Here is a 19928-nt window from a genome sequence, read left to right on the forward strand (position 1 = left end):
GCCCGAACTGGCGCTCGACGGCGCTCAGGTCGGGCCTCTGGAAGGACCTCTACGCGGTTCTCGGGGAACTCGGGGACGGCCCTCAGCGGGGCTCTTGAGTTACGCGGTCAGGTTGGTTCGATCACCCTCTCAAGCGGTGACCTGCATGTCCCGCATGTTCTGACATTTCAACTCGTGGTGATGTTCCGCAAGCAGGACCTCCTCCCGTCGGGCATGTCAACGGCAACATTACAAACCCACGGCTGCCTCACGCCACTGACTCGCGGCCACCGCTGGCGAGGTTTTCCGGCCTCATCCTCATCATGTGGGCCAGGATCTTCTCATAAGGAACTCCGGCGAGCGAGAGTCGCTCGGCCACCGGAAGCGCTCGAGAAACGCCCGGGCGGCGTCATTATCGAGCAGTGCCGGGCTCGACATCGCGGGGGCTGGGCTGTCACCCATTGTGGGCTCCCTCTCGCTCGGCCTCTCACCCCTCATCGCGCGTGCGCGAGCTCTCCCTCGATCACCCGCACGAAGCTCTCCAGAGGCTGGGCCCCTGAGAGCAGATGGCCGTTGACGAAGAAGGCCGGCGTGCCGGTCACCCCGAGGCGGATCCCCTCGTCTACGTCCTTCTGCACCGCGGCCTCGGGCGTCCCGCTCGAGAGGCAGCGCTCGAAGCTCGGGAGGTCCAGCCCCACCTGCGCGGCGTACGCCTTGAGCTTCTCCGGACTGGCCTGGGGCGCATTGGCGAAGAGGACGTCGTGATACTCCCAGAATTTCCCCTGGTCGTGGGCGCACCGCGCCGCCTCGGCTGCCTTTCGGGCCTGGGGATGGAGGCCATCAATCGGGAAGTTCCGGAAGACGAGCCTCACCCGGTCGCCGTATCGCGACAGGAGCTGGGTAAGCGTGCCGAGGACCTGCTTGCAGAAGGGGCAGTGGAAGTCCGAGAACTCGACGATCGTCACCGGCGCCGCCGCTGGACCCCGAAACGGAGCGCCGCCGACAGCGACCTCGGGCCGGAAGATGGACGGCGCCTGGAGATGGACCACCACCCTGGCCTGCGAGCGAAGGGACTGCAGGAAGGTCTCCCGACGGACCGCCAGCTTCTGCTGCTGGAGGTGCGCCGCGATCCGCTTTCGGACGTCGGCCTCCTCGCCCTTGAGTCGGGCCTTGTTGGCCTGAAAGAAGGTCTCGACCTCCTGCTCGCTCACCAGTCCAGCCTTTGCCGTGACCTCCGCATCGAGCAGCGCCTGGACGGAGATGCCCCGCTTCGCCGCTTCCCGCGCGAGGAGCCGCTCGCCGATGAGCGCCTCGAGCTTCTGCCGCTTCATGTCGTAGATCTGCCTTTCGAGCCGGCGAAGCGGCGCGCCGAGAGCGTTTTCAACCTCCTCGACCGTGATCGCCTCTCCGTTCACCACAGCGAGCGGCTCGCTCGTCGTAGCGGTCTGGGCCGAAACTGGCAGGCCCATGCCCACGACGATGACGAACACCCACACGCCGGAGATGACCCTGAATCTTCGCTGGAGCCGGGCCCGGAGGGGTCTCGTCATGGCGCTCTCGGAGGTTGCGCGCGACGCTCGGCAGGGTTCTCGTCTGCGCGCAGGGAAGAGGGCCGGATGACTTCCATATGGGGTTGGCCGCATCTCGGGCACTTCAGCTCGAGGATCACCTGTCCCGCCTGCACCTCGTTGACGAAATCCCCCAACCGCCGGTTACAGCCGGTACATCGGAGTTGAATCTGCGGTAGTGTCGCCACGGGACCGTCGTCTCCTCGCTCGAGCCAGGGCCTCGCGGCCCACAAAAAAAACCGGCAACGCTCACGTTGCCGGTTTCACCATTTCGCTCGCCGACAGCCCTGGTGACCAGGTGAGGCTGTCAGGTCATCGCTTCAACGCTCGCCCTCGTCGGTTTATCGGTTAGAACCTATCGCACCCTATATAGTTCTCTCCGCAGCGAAGAGCCTAGCTGCAAGCCCCGCCCCTGTCAACAGGACCTTAGTCGTAGATGAGCCTGACCTAGAGCCCACTCAGCGGAGCGATGCCGAGATCCTCGGCCAGCCGGTGAAGCTGGGTCTGGAGGGCCGGGTTGAGGGGGACGCCGTCCTTCGAGCGCTCGACGAAGGTGACGTGGCTCTGCTCGCCGGGCAGCCGGATGCGCTCGACGCCGGGCAGCCGCTTGGAGCAACGGATGTCGCGGATCAGGGTGTCGACGCTCCGCTTGAAGGCCTCCGCGGGCGAGAAGCGGCGGACGTCGAGGGCCACGATGGCGTGCCCGGTGTTGGTGGCAGTCACGTCGTCCTTGTTGAAATCGACGACGTCGCGTCCGTTGGCCGCCCCGTTGAGCGTCCCCGCCAGGAGCCCGAACACGAGCGAGAGCCCGTAGCCCTTGTAACCCCCGATGGGGAGGAGAAAGCCCTCGTCGGCCCGGCGGGGATCGGTGAGCGGCCGGCCCTGCGTGTCGATCATCCAACCGTCCGGCATCATCTCCCCCCGCTGGGCCGCCGTCTTCACCTTGCCGTAGGCGGCGACGGTCGTGGCCATGTCGAGCACGATGGGCGGCTCCTCCGCGGCCGGGATGGCGACAGCGATCGGGTTGGTGCTGAGGAGCAGCTCGATCCCGCCCCAGGGCGGCAGGTGATTGGCGTTGCCGACCGCCAGGTAGAGCCCGATCATGTCCCGTTCGAGCGGCATCATGGCGTAGAGGGCCGCGGGGCCCGCGTGGTTGCTCCGGCGCACGCCCACCCAGCTCACGCCCTGGCGGGCCGCCTTGTCGATGGCCAGGCGGGTGGCGAAGCCCATGACCAGGTGGCCCATGCCGTTGTCCCCGTCGACGAGCGCCATGGCCTCGGTCTCGTCCGCCACGCCGATCCGGGGCCGGACGTTCACGGCTCCGGTGCGGATCCGCCGCACGTACTGAGGAAGGCGGAAGATGCCGTGGCCGTCGGCGCCGCGCAGGTCGGCTCGCACCATCAGGCGCGCGACCTCGGCGGCGTCGCTCAGCGGCAGGCCGACGGCCCCCAGGGCGCGGGCGACGAAGGCTTCGAGCTGGGGGGCCGCGTAGGAGCGCACGCCGGTCGACGGTCTCTCCGTCATGGAACGCTGTCCTCCTCTATACTACGCAGCCGGGCCCGCTCCCGGGCCCGATCGCCGGCGGCGGCGCCGGACCAGCAGGGGGACATCATGACGATCGAATCGCGTGTGCTGGCGTTCGCCACGCTGCCGGTCTTCGAGCGGGGCGGCGGGGTCCAGACCATGCTCTTTTCCAGCAAGGAGCTGGGCGCCCACATCACGAGCGGGGTGACGCGCTTCCCGGCCGGCGGCAGCATTCCTCTCCACTACCACAATTGCGACGAGCAGACCACCGTCCTGGAGGGAGAAGCGGAGGCCGAGATCGACGGCCGCCGTGTCCGCATGCGGCCGTACGACACCGCCTTCATCCCCCAGGGCCGGCACCACCGCTTCCGCAACGTGGGGACCGGACCCATGATGATCCTCTGGGTCTACAACATCACCGACGTCACCAGGACGTTCGTGGAGACCGGCGAGACGGTGCCTCATCTCTCCCCCCGCGACCTGGCGGCCAGCCGTCCGCCCGCCGGGCCGACCGATCGCCCGGAGAGGCGCGCGTAGGGAGGACGCGGTCACGCCATGAGCGCCGCGCCCGGTCCGTGGTGGAGCGATCACGTCGAGGTCGTCGGCTACAGCGACCTCGCCGGTCGCCCCGGCTTCAAGCTGGCGATGCAGGAGGTCGGGGGGCGCTTCTACCTCTACCTCGGTCACCTCTGGCATCGCGGCTGGTCCATCGTCGACGTCACCGACCCCCGCTCGCCGCGGCTGGTCCGCTTCGTGGAGGGGCCGGCCAACACCTGGACCATTCAAGTGCAGGTCGCCGACGGCCGTATGATCACCGCGCTGGAGCGGATCGCCCCCGGCTGGGGCGGCGATCCGGACGGCCCGTTCGAGGCGGGCGTGCTGATCTTGGACGTGAGCGACCCGGAGGCGCCGGCGCGGCTCGGCTACTGGCGGACGGCGGGGACGGGGACGCACCGCAACTACTACGACGGCGGACGCTACGTCCACCTGGCTGCCGGGCTGCCCGGCTACAGCGGCAACGTGTACCAGATCATCGATATCGCCGATCCCGCGCGTCCCCTCGAGGTCGCGCGCTGGTGGGCGCCCGGCCAGTGGCAAGAGGGCGGCGAGGACGGCGCGCCACCGGCGACTTCGCTCCACGGCGGCCCCTACGTCGAGCGCGATCGTGCGTACCTGCCGTACGGCGGCGCCGGCCTCGTCGTCCTCGATCTCGCGGAGATCACGAAGCCCCGCCTGATCAGCCGGCTGCCGTTCTCGCCGCCGTTCCAGGCGCACATCGCGGTCCACACCGCGGTGCCGCTCCAACGCCGCAAGCTCGTGGCCGTGAACTCCGAGGCGATCGCCGAGGACTGCCGAGAGCCTCTGGGATTCGCCGGCCTGGTGGACGTGAGTGACGAGCGAGAGCCGCGGCTCGTCTCGCTGTTCCCGCTCCCGGCGCCGCCCGCGGGCGCGCCGGTCCGGAACTTCTGCGAGCGCGGGGGGCGCTTCGGCCCGCACAACCAGCACCAGCCCCAGCACCAGGCGGCGCTGCTCGACCGCGACGACCTCATCTTCCTCACGTACTTCAACGCGGGGCTCCGGGTCGTCGATGTCGCCGACCCGCGGCGCCCGTGCGAGGTCGGGTACTTCGTCCCTCCCGATCCCACCGTTCGCCGCGGCGTCCTGCCCAGGAAGCTGGTCGCCCAGTCCGAGGACGTCCTGGTGGACGCGCGCGGGTACATCTACCTCACCGACAAGAACCACGGCCTGTACGTCTTGCGTTACGAGGGGCTCGACTAGTGCCGTTCCAACTATTCGCGCCTAGGAAGGCACCGTGTACGTCGTTCGTGGCCAGATTTAGTACCAACAAGTTGGAACGGCACTAGGCTCGCGGCCACTTCGGCCTCCCAGCGCCTGTGCGCCCGCGAAGCGCTTGCGCACGGCTTCCGATAGCTCCGGAGAAGCTTCGCACGGCGACGGCGGCCTCGACGCATTCGGACGCTCGCGCCCCGCTCCTGGCGCGCGGCATGTGATAGATGGCCGGGTCGGGCTTGCGCCGCCCGACCTCGGCGCCCGGTCAGATCAGAGTCGCAGACTCGCCACGCTTTCGGTCCGTAATGTCGATCACGATGCCTTCGAGGTACGTGGACGACCCCTCGACGACCTCGCGCACGTTGACCAGCACCCAGATCAGCCGGCCATCGGCCCGCCGCCACCGGACCTCGTGGTTGCTGACGACCACCCCCGGCTGGAGCAGCTTCAACAGGCGCTCACGGTCTCCCAGGTCGGCGTAGAACCCCGCGGCGTTGTGCGCCAGCAGCTCGTCACGGGAGGCGAATCCCAGGATGTGCACGAGCGCGGTGTTGCATTCCAGCATGCGCCCGTCTCGCTGCGACCGGAAGATGCCGGCCAGGTTTCGCTCGAAGAGCAACCGGTAGCGCTCTTCGGAGGCCCGCAACGCCTGCTCGGCGCGCTGGCGCTCGGCCAGCAAGCCCTCCAGGGAGACCGAGTGATCGCGCTCTCGGCGCACGATTTCGTCGGAGGCTCGGTCGGCCCGGCGCTTCATGAGCCCGACCATCAGCACCATCGCGGGCGCGGCGATGGCCCACACCAGCACGCGCTGCAGTTCTTCGGCACCGTACCGGAAGGACTGGCCCGGGACCGAGAAGAAGTATGCCAGATAGACCGCCGTGATCCCGGCGCTGATCAGCCCCTGGCGCAGGCCCCCGTTGAACGTCGAGTACACCGTGGCCAGCAGGAGGATCGCGTGGGGGTCGGCGATGCGCCGGACGGTCTCCGAAAGCAGCTCGATGACGGCCACGGCCGCAACGGTCAGCAGCGGCCCTCCGAAGCGGCTCCAGATCCTAGTCCAGCGTCTCATCGTGGCGGCCGAGGATCGTCGGTGAGGACGGTAGACCGAGCTTAGTGAAGGGCGGGCCGCGGGTCAAGGACGGCCCGGCGCGCGGCGTCGCCTACGAGGCTTCGACGCCGAGGGGCTGGACGGGAAGACTGCGCGCGCGCCAGCCGTCCAGGCCGCCGGCCAGGGGCCGGACGCGGAGGATCCCGCGGCGTCGCAGCATGAGCGCCACCCGGGCGCTGGTCGCTTCGTTCGGTCAGGAGCAGTAGACGACCAGGTCGACGTCGCGCGGCAGCTCATGGTGGCGCTGCTCGATCTCCTCCGCCGTCATGCGGATGGCGCCCGGGATGACGTGAGGGTCGGCCGCCGCGTCGAGGGCGGTCCTGAGATCGACGATGACCACCGCCTCGCCCGCGTCGAGCTTGCCCTTGAGCTCGTCGGCGCTGAGCCGCGCGATCCGGAGGGTTCCGAGGAAGCGCCGGCGCTGCACCCATTTGAAGGCCACATAGACGACGATGATCGCGGTGACCGTCGCGACCAAGGCCGAGCTCACGTCGCTGACGTGGGCGGCGGCGCGCTCGAGGGCGTCGCGGAGGGCGTAGCCAAGCCCCATCCAGGCCGTGGCCCAGAGGAGCGCGGCGGCCGCGCTGTAGAGGGCGAAGCGGGGGACGCTCACCCGGAAGATCCCGGCCAGCGGCGGCGCCACCGTGCTCAACCCCGGGACGAACTTGGCGAAGATGAGCGACCGGATCCCGTGCCGCAGGAACGCGTTCTCGGTTCGGCGAACGCAGGCGTCGGGCTCGAGGGCCACCCGGCAAAGGACGCCGAGCACCCGGGCGCCGCGAAGACGCCCGGCGAAGTACCAGATGAAATCCGCGACCAGCGAGGCGGCGACGCTCAGGGCGACGGCCACGGGGAAGCTGAGCTTGCCCGCGCCGGCCAGGGCCCCGGCGGCCAGCAGTACAGGGATGGCGGGCAACGGCACCCCGACCTGGTCGGCGAAGACATAGACGAAGAGGACGGCCTCGCCGTGACGGGCCAGGAATGCGATCGTCTCGTTCACCGGGCCTCCGCTCCTCGCTCTTGAGATGCCTCAGGGGGGAAGATGGTCGCCGAGCATCGCCTTGTCGGCGACGGGCCAGGATCGCGGGCTAGAGATCGTTCCCGGAGTAGGACTGGTTGAACGACTTGTTGCAGAGCGGGAAATCTGGAACGATGTTCTTGAGGAGCGCGTACGACAGCGCGCGCCAGTTCAGGAAGGAAGGATCAAGGACTTTGACGCGCTCGAGCGTTCCCCCAGAGTTGACCGTGACCCAGTGGATGATCGTCCCGCGCCAGCCTTCGACCAGAGAGAAGCCCGGCTCGAACGCTGGCAGCGGCCCGAGCTGGCAGACGAGGGGGCCTGCGGGCGTCCGGCCAACGGCCTGACGGATCAGGCCCACCGATTCCCGGGCCTCCTCGATCCGAACCAGCGCCCGTGCCTTCACATCGCCCGATTCGAACACCGGAACTCTGAACGCCAGCTGGCCGTAGGCAGCGAACGGGTGGTCCCGCCGTGCGTCGACATCCAGGCCCGAGGCGCGGGCCACGAATCCCAGCACGCCGTGGGCGCGAGCCGTCACCGTCGTGAGCCGGCCCGTGTCCTCGAGCCGGTCGACGACCAACGTGTTGCTCAGCGTGATGTCGACGATCTCTCTGAAATCGGCCAGCACCGACTCGACCTCGGCGACCACATCCACATCCTCCGGCAGGTCCATCGCCACGCCGCCCGGGATGACCCCGCCCCTGAGCAGCCGGTTGCCCGTCACGCGCTTGTTGAGGCGAAGCAGCCGCTCGCGGATCCTGAAGCAGTGCGAGTGGGCGGCGGCGAACCCGGTATCGTTCGCGATCATCCCGAAGTCCGCCACGTGGTTGTAAAGGCGCTCCAGCTCCAGCAGCACGACGCGCAGGTGCCGCGCTCGGTCGGGCACCTGCACCCCTGCCACCGCCTCCAGCGCCTGGCAGTACGCGAGCGCGTGCCCGACCGTGGTATCGCCAGAGATTCGCTCGGCCAGCGTGACGCCCTCCGGCGGCGTGCGGCCCTCGAAGAGCTTCTCCGTGCCCTTGTGGGCGAAGTAGAGCCGCGACTTCATGTCGATGATCGTCTCGCCCACGACGCTGAAGCGGAAGTGCCCGGGCTCGATCACCCCAGCATGGACGGGGCCCACCGGGATCTCGTAGACCCCCTCGCCGCCCACCTGCTGGAACGGAAACGGCCGTCCGTCGTCCCTGAACTCACGGGCGCCCGCGTCCTTACGAAGCGGAAAGTAGTCGTCCGGCCAGAACCCATGCCGGACCAGCGGGCGGGGATCGGGATGTCCCTCGGGGCGGATACCGAAGAGATCGGCAATCTCACGCTCGAATCGCGACGCCGGGTAATGCAACGTCGCCACCGAGACGATCGTCGGGTCGCCGGTCGGCACCGCGACCGTGGCGTGTACGAACCAGTTCTCGCGGTGCTGCGCGAAGAGGTAGTGAACCTCAAACCCCCCGCGCTCGCCCCGCCGGTCGGCCGCCACCATCAGCACCAGCTCGGCGCCGAGGGTGCGAAGGATTTCGGCCATGGCGGGTACGTCGGCGCGGAGAGCAGCGCAATGCAGTTCGTTGCCCCGGACCCGGCGCAGGGCGGACAGGCGATCCGGCAGTCGCCCAGCGAGCAGCATCTCCACGCGGCCGACAGCCGTCATTTGCCCGCGATCTCCGCGGCCTGCACCAGCAGGCGCTCGAGGGGCGCCGGGATGGTCAATCCGAGGACCACGACGATGGCCAGGCAGAGCCCAAGCGGGACCAGGGGCCAGAGGGATCCCTCCCCGGCGCCGACGCCGGGGGACGGGGCCCCATAGAGCATGCGGTTCACGTGGCCGACGACCCCGATGAAGGCCACCGCGAGCAGACCCAGCACCAGGGCCACGGTCCAGGGCCGCCCGGCGGCGACACCGGCCCGGACGAGCGCGAACTCCGAGATGAACAGCCCGAAGGGGGGCAGCCCCGCGATCGCCAGTGCGCCCGCGGCAAACAACCCCCCTGTCCACGGCAGGGTTCGCAGCAAGCCTGTTACGCGAGCGATCTCCGTGCTGTGATAGCGCCGCAGCACCCGTCCGGAGAGGAAGAACAGAGCCGACTTCACCAGGGTGTGGTTCACGAGGTGGAGCATCGTGGCGAATGCCCCCAACGGCCCCAGCCCGAGCCCCACGCACATCAACCCCGTGTGCTCGACGCTCGAGTAGGCGAGCAGGCGCTTGTAGTTGCGCTGGGCCAGCAGGCTGAACGCTGCGATCGCCAGCGAGAGCAACCCCAGGGCGAGGAGCAACCGATCCGTGAACGCGGAGCCCACCGCGGCCTGGACCACCGCCTCCCAACGGATGAGGGCATAGAGGGCCACGGCCAGCAGGACCCCCGACATCATCGCGGACAGCGGCGCTGGCGCTTCCGAGTGGGCGTCCGGCAGCCACGTGTGCATGGGCGCCAGGCCGGCTTTCGTCCCGTAGCCGATGAGGAGGAAGACGAACGCGAGCCCGACGACGTCCGGATGCAGCGACGGGGCGGCCGCCATCAAGACCGTCCAGTTGAGCGCCGCCTCGTGCCGGCCGGCCACGTTCACGAAGTCGAAATAGGCGAGCACCGTGCCTGCGAACGCCAACGCGATGCCGACCGACCCGATCAGGATGTATTTCCACGAGGCCTCCACCGAGGCCTTGCTGACGTGGAGGGGAATCAGGACGGCCGAGGTGATCGTCGTGGCTTCGACGGCGATCCACATGAAGCCGACGTTGTTGGTCGTGACCGCGAAGAGCATCGTGAACGCGAACAGGTTGGCGAAGACGCGGAAGCGCCGCGCCTGCCGGGCATCGTACCCGTCATCGGCGCCCAGGCCCGGCCCCAGCCAGGCGGCCAGCGCACCCACCACGCTCACGCAGAGCACGAGCAGCGTGGACAGGGCGTCGGCCCGGAAGAACTCGCTCGGCCCGGCGGTGACGACCTCGCCGGCGAGCAGGTGGCTCCAGAGGATCAGGGCCGCCAGGACCGGCAGCAGCGACAGCCCGGCGTTCACCCAGCCGACGATGGCCCGATACGGTGTGACCGCGAGCGCTAGAAGGGCGCTCACGATGGGGGGGCCGAGGAGCAGGAAGAACGGATTCACGCCGGCCTCAGTGACGCAGCCGGTTGAGGTGCTCGACGTCGATGGTCTCGAAGGTCTCGTGGATCTGATAGACGAAGATCTGCATGACGATGAACCCCAGGAGCGCGTCGAGGAAGACGCCGAGCTCGACGATGAGGGGGATCCCGTAGGTGCCGAGGACGGCCAGCAGCGCGATGCCGTTCTCGAGCATGAGAAAGCCGACGACCTGGGTGAGCGCCTTCTTGCGGCTGATCACCACGAACAGGCTCACCAGCACCAGGCCCATGGCGAGCGGCATGGCGACTCGCGTCGGCAGCCGGCTGACCGCGACGAGCGGGCGCATGATCGCGTACCCGAGCAGGACCAGGAGGCCCGCGATGACCAGCGACGTCGCCGTGTTGACGTAGGGCTCCAGCTCCCGCTCCGTGCCGAAGCGCCGCTTCATGTCCCGGAGGAGCTTGGGGATGGCGACGGCCTTGATGAGGAAGAGGAGCAGGGCCACCCAGTACAGCTCACGCGCCGGGCCGAAGTGGGCCACCACGGCCGCGACGGCAGCGAGTACGACCGACTGCGCCGCCAAGGCATTGATGTACGCGGTCAGACCGCGCCGCCATAACAGAATCAGGCCGAAGATCAGCATCAGGCTCGACCCCAGGACCGACAGTTGGGAGAAGGCGTCGTTCACCGGGCTACCTCAGCAGAAAGGACGAGGTGACCGCGAGCAGGGCGAGGACGAACGAGACGCTCAAGAGCTCCGGCACCCTGAACAGCCGAAGCTTCGCGACCCGCGTCTCGAACAACGCGACCACGGCCGCCAGGATGCCGAGCTTGGCCAGCAACGTGCCCACCGCGATGGCGAGCGCTGTCGGGTTCGGAGTCGTCGCCACGCCCCAGGGGATGAAGAGGTTACCGAGCAGCGTGAAGAAGATCAGCAGCTTGAGGGCGGCCGCCCACTCGATCAGGGCGAGGTAGCGGCCCGAGTACTCGAGCACCATGGCCTCGTGGATCATGGTCAATTCCAAGTGCGTGGCCGGGTTGTCGACCGGCAGCCGCCCCGTCTCGGCCAGCATCACGATGAACAGGGCCGCGAACGCCAGCAGATGGCCGGGACTCACCGCCGCCAGTGGATCGGCCATGGTCCGGCCGACGATCTGACCCAGGTTGGTCGATCCGGCGCCCAGCGCCAGCGCGAAGATGGCCAACGCCAGCGTCGGTTCCGCCAGTGCGGCCACGGTCATCTCGCGGCTCGAGCCCATGCCGCCGAAGGCCGAGCCCGGGTCGAGCCCGGCCAGGCCCAGAAAAAACGCGCCGAGGAGGAGCAGGTACACGACGACCAGAAGGTCACCGACCCCATCGAGAGGCAGGGGAACGGCCAGCAGCGGCACGAGAAAGCTCACCGCCACCGTGCTCGCGAACACGACGAACGGCGCGGCGCGGAAGATCCAGGACGCGTTCTCCGAGAGCACAACCTCCTTGTGGAAGAGCTTTCGGAGATCGCGGTAAGGCTGCCAGACGGGGGCCCCCCGCCGGTTCTGGAGGCGGGCCTTCATCCAGCGGATGAGGCCTACCAAGCCAGGGGCCAAGCCCAACGCGAGCAGAACCTGACCGGCCTCGAGCAGGTACACCATCATCGCGGCCAGCGCGCCACGACGAGCAGCACCACGAGGGCGATCGTCATGTAGGTGAGGTACAGGTGCAGCGAGCCTGCCTGGACCCGGCGCACCCGGCGAGCGGCCGCGCGCAGCAGCACGAGGATCGGCGCGTACAGGGCCTGCTCGAACCAGGGATGGATCTCGCTCCGGTACTCGATGGACTCCACGAAGTACCGGGACGCCGGGTGGAAGTCGATGGAGAGATGCTGTGTCGGCCGGTACAGTTCGGCGAAGACGCGCCGGAGCGGCTCGGCGAAGGCCGTGGCCGTGTACTCCATGCGCGCGGTTTGACCGATGCGGCCGCAGCCCCAAGTCTCACCCACCCGCAGACGCCTGTCCGCGAAGCCCCGGAGGCTTGCCAGGGTCAGACCGACGAGAAGCACCAACCCCAGGGCTACCAGCAGCGGCGACATCTGGCCGACGGCACCGGCCACGCGGAACGAGGTGCCCAGGCTGAACGCGACCGGGGCGAACGGGAGACCGCCGACGCCACCCAGGGTGCTCCCCAGCACCGGCACCACGAAGAACGGCGCCAGCCCGAGCGCCACGCACGCCAGGACGAGGCCTCCCATCCCGATCTGCATGGCGAGGGGCGCCTCCCGGGCCCGCGCCGCCTCCGCGGAGCGCGGAAGCGCGAGGAACGTGATGCCAAAGGCCTTCACGAAGCAGGCCACGGCGAGGCCACTCGTCAGCGCCAGCATGGCCACCGCGACGGGCATAACGACGGCGACCTCGGCCCGCGGGATGGTGGAGCCGCCCACGAGCGCCTGGAAGAGCAGCCACTCGGAGGCGAAGCCGTTGAGCGGGGGCAGCGCGGAAATCGCCGCCGCGCCGACGAGGAAGCAGACCGCCGTGCGCGGCATACGCTTGATCAACCCACCGAGTTCTTCCATGTTCCGCGTGTGGGTGGCGTAGAGCACCGACCCTGCACCGAGGAAGAGGAGGCCCTTGAAACAGGCGTGGTTGAGCGTGTGGTAGAGCCCCGCCACGAAGCCCAGGGTCGCCAGCGCGGGCAGGCCGTAGCTCTGGAACATGAGGCCCGCCCCCAGCCCCATGAAGATGATGCCGATGTTCTCGATGGAGTGATAGGCGAGCAGACGCTTGAGGTCGTGCTCCATCAGCGCGTAGAGCACGCCGAGCAGGGCCGACCCCGCGCCCACCCCCAGCACCAGACCGCCCCACCACGCCGGCCCCCCGCCCAGCAGGTCCAAGCTGACGCGCAGCAGTCCGTACACGCCCATCTTGATGACCACTCCGGACATCAGCGCCGAGACGTGGCTGGGGGCCACCGGATGCGCCATCGGTAGCCAGACGTGCAGCGGGACGATGCCCGCCTTGGCGCCGAACCCGATGAGCGCCAGCACGAACACCGCGTCGCGGGTTCCCGGCGCGAGGACGGCCGAACGCATGGTCGTAAACGACATCGTCGGGTCGCCGGCGGCGAGCAGCAAGAACGCCGCGACGAGCGCGGCGAAGCCGGCGTGCGTGATGACCAGATACCAGTTGGCGGCTCGCACCGTCTCGCGCTGGTCGTGTTCCGTCAGCACCAGGAAGTAGGCGGAGAGTGACATCACCTCCCAGGTCATGAGGAACGTCAGCGCGTTGTCGGCCACAACCTGGATGGCGAGCGACAGCAGCAGGACATTGAACATCACTCCGAGGAGACGAAGCGAATAACGCCCCTCGTAGTGGGCGGAGTACGCGACGCCATACACGCTCGCCGCCGCAGCGGCCACGCCCACGACGACCAGGAAGAACGCGCTCACGGCGTCCACCCGGAGCGCGAGTCCGGTCAGCGGCAGGATGGGCGCGGTGACGGCCAGCCGGGTGTCGGTCCCCAGACACCAGGCACCCAGCGCCAACGTCGCCACCGAGCCGGTGACCGCGCCCACGGCTCCCAGCACACGCCCGGTGGCCCCCCGGAGGCCCAGCGCCGCCAGCGCCCCCAGAGTGTACGCGCCGACAGTGGCGTACAGCAGCCAGGAGGCGATCGTCACGCGCGGCGCCTCTTCCGGTCCGGCCAGCGGTCCAGCGCGGTCAGGATGCCGCGAAGGATGTCCGACGGCTCGGGCGGGCACCCCGCGACGAAGACGTCGACGGGGATGACGGCATCGACGCTTCCCAGCACGGCGTAGCTACCACGAAAGACGCCACACGTTTGCGCGCAGTCGCCGACGGCGACGACGACCTTGGGATACGGCGTAGCCTCATAGGTCTTCAACAGCGGGATCTCCATGTTGCGGGTCACCGGCCCCGTGACGAGCAGGAGATCCGCATGCCGCGGGGAGGCCACGAAATGAATACCGAACCGCTCGCTGTCGTAGACCGGGCTCATGAGACCGGTAATCTCCACTTCGCAGCCGTTACAGGAGCCCGCGTCTACCTCGCGGATGGCCACTGCTCGGCCGAGGAGCTTCCGGGCCTTGGCCTCGACGGCCCGGGCCAGATGGACTACGGCGCCGTCTCCGGGACCGAGTGGCTCGGTGACGAGGCCGACTTTCAGGATCTTGGCAAAGAGCAGCACGTCAGCGCGGACGCCTCTCGCGCCGCAGTTCGCGCAGCATGGACTGGGAGCCGATCAGCTGGTTGTTGAAGATCCGACGCGCCACCTCCAGGAGCTCCCGTACGGCGGGATCCCGCAGCGCGTAGCGGACGGTCGTACCCTCTTTGCTGGCCGTCACGATGTTCTTGGCACGCAACACGGCGAGCTGCTGGGACACGGTGGGCTGATCGGCCCCCAAGGCCTCTTGAAGCTCCTGGACGCTGCGGTGCCGCGCGACGAGAGTTTCCAGGATGCGAATGCGGAGAGGGTGGGCCAGGGCCTTGAAGAATTCGGCCTTGAATAGGGGGAGCGGGCCCCAAGCCCACGGCATCGCTACAAGGCTATATAATTATATTGAATTATTCAAGCGCTCTGCTGGATCACCCGGCGGAGCTGCTCCAGCTCATAGGGCTTGCTCACCGTGCGGACTGCCTCCCGCTCCAGAAACTCCCGGGTCGCCGGGCTCAGCTGGTCACCGGTCGCGAAGATCAGTCGACGACAGAGCTCCGGCCGCCGGCGCTCCAGCTCGCGATAGAGCCCGGGGCCGTCGAGATCCGGCATCCGAACGTCGCTCACGATCAAGTCATAGGGGCGCGTCAAGATCATGTCGAGCGCGACGAAGCCGTTGGCCGCCGTCTCGACCTGATGTCCATCAGCGATCAGCAGGTCCTTCAACACCTCGGCCACGTCGGTCTCGTCCTCCACCACCAGGATCGACTTTCCCTGGACCGACGAGCCGGCCTCGTGGTCAGGCGCCTGCGGGCCCGCGATGGCGGGCGTCGTCACCGGGAGCGCGATCCGGAAGACGGCGCCTCGGCCAGGCTCACTCTCGAGGTCCAGGGAGCCGCCGTGGCTCTCGACGATGCCGCGACAGAGCGAGAGTCCCAGGCCGGTCCCCTGCCCCGGCGGCTTCGTCGTGAAGAACGGCTCGAAGATCCGCTCCTGGATCTTGGCGGGAATGCCGGGGCCCGTATCCCCCACCTCCAGGTGGACGCGGGCCTGCGCCGCCTCGAGCCGGGTCGTCAGACTGATTCGTCGCGGTCCCGCCGCCTCCCGCAACGCGTGATGGGCGTTGGTGACGAGATTGACGACGACCTGGCGGAGCTGATGCTCATCAGCCCAGAGTACGGGTAGGGCCGGCGCCAGCTCCAGGGCGACGTCTATGTTATCCACCCTGAGCGGATACGCCAGGAGCTCCACGACTTCTCGGACGATCTTGTTCAGATCGGTGTCTTGGCGCTCGGGTGGGCGCTGGCGCGCCAGCGCCAGGAAGTTCTTCACGATGCGCGCGCAGCGCTCCGCCGCGCCGGCGATCTTCTGAGCTCGTTGGGCCAGCGGCCCCTCGGCAACCGTATGGCACAGGAGGGTCGCGTGCCCGATCAGGACCGACAGCGGATTGTTCAGCTCGTGGGCCACGCCGGCCAGAAGCTGTCCCATGGCGGCGATCTTCTCGGTCTGAAGGAGGCGGGCCTGGGTTTGTTGAAGCTCTTCGAGCCGATCCTTGAGCTGCTGGTAGAGCTGCGCGTTCTCCACGGCGATGGCTGCGTGGTCGGCCAGGATCGTCAGGAGACGCTCCTCCATCCCCCCGAACTCGCGTGGCCGCTCGGTCGCGACCGCCAGCACGCCCACCAGCCGGCCCCCGGCCACCAGCGAGATCGCCACGGTCCCGCGGACCCGCTCCAGCCACGACCCCGAGGGCGCCCCGGCGGTTCCCACCAACGCCGAGAACTCCACGTGCCGCCGCGCCACCGCCCGATCCAGGAACCGATGGTCGACCCGAAGGCGCAACCCGCGCACCGCCGATTCCGGGACCCCCGCCCAACCGGCCGGGTGCAGCTCGACTCCATCGGCGAGCCAGAGGACGGCGAGCTCGGCCCTGAGAAGCTCCGTGGCGGCCCGGGCCACGAGCTGGACCACCTCGCCGAGATCCTGGAGGGTCGCGATGGAGCGAGCCAGGCCGTTGAGGACCAGGAGAGCGTCCTTCTCGTCGGCCAGGCGCCGATGGGCCAGCACGTTCTCCAGGGTCGAGGGAAGCTTCGTGAAATAGCCCTCCCCCTTGATGATGTAGTCGGACGCGCCGAGCTTGAAGGCCTCGACCGCCGTCTCCTCGTCCCCCTGCCCCGTCACCATCACCACGGGGATCCGGATCCGTTCGCTCCGGAGGGCCTTGAGCACCTCGATGCCGGTGACGTCCGGCATCCGGTAATCGAGGAGCAAGAGGTCGTAGGGGAGGGACCGGAGGCGCTGCAGGACCTCGCGCCCGTCCAGCACCACGTCGAGATGGAGATGGTCCCCGTACTCGCGGAAGGCGCGCCGCGTGAGCTCCACGTCGCCAGGGTCGTGCTCGGCGTACAGCACGCGGATGGGTCGCTGCCTCACCTCGCTGGCCGACTGAAACCACCGGAAGGCGCCCTCCAGGATCGGCGGCAGCGTCTCCAGATACCCCGGACGCTTCACCACATAGTCGGCGGCGCCGGCCTTGAGCAGACGGACCGCGGAGTCAGCGTCCCCCGAGCCGGTGACCAGGACGACCGGTACCTTGAACTCGCGCTCCTTGATCGTCTCCAGGACGTCCAGCCCGGTGCCGTCCGTGAGGCGAAAATCCGAGAGCACCAGGTCCACATCGCCGACGGTCAGCCGGTCGAGCGCGCCGGCCACGGTGTCCACCTCGGTCAGCTTGAGGTGAGGGGCGTGGCGCTCCAGGTAACGCCGCGTCAGCGCCCGGTCGCTGGGATCGTCTTCCACGTAGAGGACGCGGATGGGCTCCACCATTCACCCCCGACGCTCGGGCGGGGGATAGGGGACGTTGGTCAGGATCCAGTAGAGGTCGATGCGTTCGACCACTTCCAAGAACTTCTCGAACTCCACCGGCTTGACGATGTAGCTCGCCGCCCCGAGCTCGTAACTCGTCTTGATGTCCCGATCCTCCGCGGACGTCGTCAGCACCACCACGGGAATGTTGCGGTAGACCGGGTGGCTCTTGATCTCGCGCAGCACGTCGAGGCCGTCGACCTTGGGGAGACGGAGGTCGAGGAGAATCAGCCCGGGCAGCGGGGCCTCGTTGACGAAGTGGCCGCGCCGGTGCATGTAGTCGAGTGCTTCTTCTCCGTCGCGAGCCACGGTGATGGCGTTGGCGAGCTTCCGGCGCTTGAACGCCCGGAGCGTCAGCTCGACGTCGGCGGGGTTGTCCTCCACGAGCAGGATCGGTAGGGGTTCGTTCATCCACTGTCTCCCGCGCTCCCGGGGAGCGCCAGATAAAACGTGCTTCCCTTCCCGGGCTCGGACACCGCCCAGGCCCGCCCGCCGTGCCGCTCGGCGACCTTCCGGACGATCGCCAGCCCGACCCCGGTTCCGGGAAAGTCTTCCTGCCGGTGCAAGCGCTCGAAGATGCCGAAGATCCGGTCGTGATACCTCATGTCGAAGCCGATCCCGGTGTCAGCCACCCGGAGGACGACGTCACCGCCATTTTGCTGCGAACCGATGGTGATCGTGCCCCCGTCCGCGCGGCTGAATTTGACGGCGTTCCCGATGAGGTTGGCCAGCGCTTCCCGAAGCCCTTCCCGCTCGGCCTCGACGGCCTCCACCGCCAGGTCGAGGCGGACGGTGAGGCCCCGCGCCCTGATGTCCTCGGCGACCTCGTCGCACAGGCTTTCCACGAGGGGCCGGAGCTGCGTGTGTTCCTGTCTCATCTCGCGCCGCTCCAGACGCGAGTAGCGCAAGAGGTCGTCGATCAGCTGCCCCATGCGGCGGGCACCGCCCTGGATCATGGTGAGGTAGCGGCTGCCCGTCTCGTCGAGCCGGTCGGTGTAGTCCTCCTGGAGCGCCCGGGCAAAGCCCTCCATGCCGCGCAAGGGGGCCTTCAGGTCGTGAGACACGGTATAGGTGAAGGCCTCCAGCTCTTTGTTGGCCGCCTCCAGCTGCTGGGTGCGTTCGGCCACCCGCCGCTCCAGCCGTTCGTTGAGCGCTGTCACTTCCCTGGTCTTCTGCTCGATCTCGCGTTCGGCCCGTTTGCGCGCGGTCAGATCACGGACGAAGCCGCTGAAGGTCACCGTGTCGCCCGATCGGATGACGCAGATCGCCAGCTCGACGGGAAACTCGCCCCCGTCGCGATGGAGCGCCATGACCTCGATCCGCTTGTTCAGGACCGGGCCCTCTCCGGTGGTCAGAAAGTGCTTCAAGCCGCGCGCGTGAGCCCCGCGATCCCGCTCGGGAATGATCGTGGCCGCCAGGCTCCGCCCCAGCGCTTCCTCGCGGGACCAGCCGAACATCTTCTCGGCCTGGGTGTTCCAGCCCGTGATGACTCCCCGAACGTCCATCGTGATGACGCCCTCGAGCGAGGTCTCGATGATGAGGCGGACGCGTTCTTCACTTTCGCGTAGCGCGTGCGCGGACGCCTCGGCTTCGGCCACCCGGCGCTGGAGCTGCTCGGCCATGGCGTTGAACGACAGGGCCAGGGCCGCGACCTCGTCCTGGCTCTCCGGAGTCACCCGAACCGAGAAGTCCCCGGCCCCCAACCTTTTGGTCGCCCCAGCGAATCGGACCAAGGGGCCGGTGAGCGTGCGGGCCAGGCCCCAGCCCAGCGCGACCGCGACCCCCGTGAAGCCCAGGGTGAGCCAGAGCAACCGCCGACCGAGCTGACCGGCCGCGGCATAGGCGACCGACACGGGCTGCGCGGCGACGACGCCCCATCCCAGCCGGGTGATGGGCACATGGGCCGCCAGGAAACGCTCGTCGCCTCCCGGCTCCCGGAACTCTATCGTGCCCCGCTTTCCGGCCAAGGCGGCCTGGACTGGCGGCTGCGCCTTCACATCCGAGCGAGGACCGACCTCCACCCCTCCCGAGTGCGCGATCAGGAGCCCGTGGCTGTCGACCACGTAGACGGCGCTGCCATGCTCGAGCCCGATCGTCGACACGAACTGGCCGAGTGTCTTGAGCGACAGCGCGCCGACCAGGACGCCTCCGATGCTGCCGGCGTCATCCAACACCGGCATCGCGATCGAGACCACGGGCCGCGGGGCCGCCTTCGACATATAAACGCCGGAGACGTAAAGATCACGCGTTCGGGTCGCTTCCCGGAAGAAGTCGCGGAACGAGAAATCCTGACCCACGGTCTCGGCATGGGGGACCCTGACCCGGATCACGCCTGCACGATCCTGGACGAACACGTAGTCGAACTGGCGGAAGTTCCGAACGAAGTTCTCGAGAACCTTGGCGGCCTCGGGCCAGTTTCCGGTCCGGATCTCCTGACGAAGCTTGGGGCGACCAGGCGCCTCGCGTATCACGGCAGATGCGTCGGCGATGTATTGCTCGACCGCCCTGGCCGCGAGCGTCGCCGCGGTCAAGTTGGCGGACTGGACCTGTTCGCGAAGACTCTGGCGGCTGGCCCAGACGGCAAAGGCGCTCATCGTGCCCAGGGACACGATGACCAGGAGGGCGATCATGAGGGAAAGCTTGGTGGCGACGCTGAAGGCCTTCACGCGGCCCGCAGCCTCGCCATCAGGCTCGTGCCCTGCGACGGCGAAGGTCCTCCGCATCCATGATCGGTGCTTTCTCCATTTTTACAGTACTTCCCTCGTGATGTGAAATTGCGTCGTCATGACCGGCCTCCGACCGTTCCCACCCTGGCCGCATCAAATGATGGGGATGAGATGCGGAGAAACGCCTGATT

Annotated in this window: 16 protein-coding genes; 2 read left to right on the top strand and 14 right to left on the bottom strand. The window is 68.4% G+C overall.

Going from position 1 to position 19928, the window contains the following annotated elements; all coding sequences use genetic code 11:
- Nucleotides 1–473 precede the first annotated feature (473 nt).
- Both VGV13_15240 and VGV13_15245 read right to left on the bottom strand, forming a co-directional pair.
- The gene (locus tag VGV13_15240) at nucleotides 474–1529 is read right to left on the bottom strand and encodes a thioredoxin domain-containing protein (protein HEV8642445.1); all 1056 of its coding nucleotides are present in this window, start codon (nucleotides 1527–1529) and stop codon (nucleotides 474–476) included.
- Between the two features lie 465 nt (nucleotides 1530–1994).
- Nucleotides 1995–3071, bottom strand: coding sequence for an Ldh family oxidoreductase (locus VGV13_15245; protein HEV8642446.1), 1077 nt, complete (start codon nucleotides 3069–3071; stop codon nucleotides 1995–1997).
- A gap of 87 nt (nucleotides 3072–3158) precedes the next feature.
- Between VGV13_15245 and VGV13_15250 the strand changes: the two genes are divergently transcribed.
- Both VGV13_15250 and VGV13_15255 read left to right on the top strand, forming a co-directional pair.
- Nucleotides 3159–3608, top strand: coding sequence for a cupin domain-containing protein (locus VGV13_15250; GenBank protein ID HEV8642447.1), 450 nt, complete (start codon nucleotides 3159–3161; stop codon nucleotides 3606–3608).
- 18 nt (nucleotides 3609–3626) lie between these two features.
- Nucleotides 3627–4850: a hypothetical protein gene (locus VGV13_15255; protein ID HEV8642448.1), complete on the top strand. Its 1224-nt coding sequence runs from the start codon at nucleotides 3627–3629 to the stop codon at nucleotides 4848–4850.
- Between the two features lie 277 nt (nucleotides 4851–5127).
- On the opposite strand, the gene VGV13_15260 is transcribed toward VGV13_15255, so the two are convergent.
- The 12 genes from VGV13_15260 to VGV13_15315 all read right to left on the bottom strand — a co-directional run bounded on the left by VGV13_15260 (nucleotide 5128) and on the right by VGV13_15315 (nucleotide 19737).
- Nucleotides 5128–5931, bottom strand: a complete 804-nt coding sequence (locus tag VGV13_15260; protein ID HEV8642449.1) for a PAS domain S-box protein — start codon at nucleotides 5929–5931, stop codon at nucleotides 5128–5130.
- A gap of 232 nt (nucleotides 5932–6163) precedes the next feature.
- Nucleotides 6164–6970 carry a VTT domain-containing protein gene (locus VGV13_15265; GenBank protein ID HEV8642450.1) on the bottom strand — a complete coding sequence of 269 codons (807 nt, stop codon included), beginning with the start codon at nucleotides 6968–6970 and terminating at the stop codon, nucleotides 6164–6166.
- An 88-nt stretch (nucleotides 6971–7058) separates the two neighbouring features.
- Complete coding sequence (locus tag VGV13_15270; protein ID HEV8642451.1) at nucleotides 7059–8633, bottom strand: NADH-quinone oxidoreductase subunit C; 1575 nt, start codon at nucleotides 8631–8633, stop codon at nucleotides 7059–7061.
- Nucleotides 8630–10087, bottom strand: a complete 1458-nt coding sequence (locus tag VGV13_15275) for a proton-conducting transporter membrane subunit (protein HEV8642452.1) — start codon at nucleotides 10085–10087, stop codon at nucleotides 8630–8632. The genes VGV13_15270 and VGV13_15275 overlap by 4 nt, the downstream gene beginning before the upstream one ends.
- 7 nt (nucleotides 10088–10094) lie before the next feature.
- Entirely contained in the window at nucleotides 10095–10751 is a 657-nt protein-coding gene (locus tag VGV13_15280; GenBank protein HEV8642453.1) for a hypothetical protein, read from the bottom strand.
- A 4-nt stretch (nucleotides 10752–10755) separates the two neighbouring features.
- Nucleotides 10756–11697, bottom strand: a complete 942-nt coding sequence (locus VGV13_15285; GenBank protein HEV8642454.1) for an NADH-quinone oxidoreductase subunit H — start codon at nucleotides 11695–11697, stop codon at nucleotides 10756–10758.
- Nucleotides 11694–13715 (bottom strand): hydrogenase 4 subunit B, encoded by a 2022-nt coding sequence (hyfB, locus tag VGV13_15290; protein ID HEV8642455.1) that lies wholly within the window; start codon nucleotides 13713–13715, stop codon nucleotides 11694–11696. Before hyfB ends, VGV13_15285 begins: the two co-directional genes overlap by 4 nt.
- Entirely contained in the window at nucleotides 13712–14242 is a 531-nt protein-coding gene (locus tag VGV13_15295; protein HEV8642456.1) for an NADH-quinone oxidoreductase subunit B family protein, read from the bottom strand. Before VGV13_15295 ends, hyfB begins: the two co-directional genes overlap by 4 nt.
- A 1-nt stretch (nucleotide 14243) precedes the next feature.
- A complete protein-coding gene (locus VGV13_15300; protein ID HEV8642457.1) occupies nucleotides 14244–14591 on the bottom strand; it encodes a metalloregulator ArsR/SmtB family transcription factor in 348 nt (115 codons plus the stop codon).
- A 32-nt stretch (nucleotides 14592–14623) separates the two neighbouring features.
- Nucleotides 14624–17032 carry a response regulator gene (locus tag VGV13_15305; GenBank protein HEV8642458.1) on the bottom strand — a complete coding sequence of 803 codons (2409 nt, stop codon included), beginning with the start codon at nucleotides 17030–17032 and terminating at the stop codon, nucleotides 14624–14626.
- On the bottom strand, nucleotides 17033–17482 hold the full coding sequence (locus tag VGV13_15310; GenBank protein HEV8642459.1) for a response regulator: 450 nt from the start codon (nucleotides 17480–17482) through the stop codon (nucleotides 17033–17035).
- Nucleotides 17479–19737, bottom strand: a complete 2259-nt coding sequence (locus tag VGV13_15315) for a cache domain-containing protein (GenBank protein ID HEV8642460.1) — start codon at nucleotides 19735–19737, stop codon at nucleotides 17479–17481. The genes VGV13_15310 and VGV13_15315 overlap by 4 nt, the downstream gene beginning before the upstream one ends.
- Nucleotides 19738–19928: the final 191 nt, after the last annotated feature.

The organism is Candidatus Methylomirabilota bacterium (genome assembly GCA_036001065.1).
Taxonomy (GTDB): Bacteria; Methylomirabilota; Methylomirabilia; order Rokubacteriales; family CSP1-6; genus MNEF01.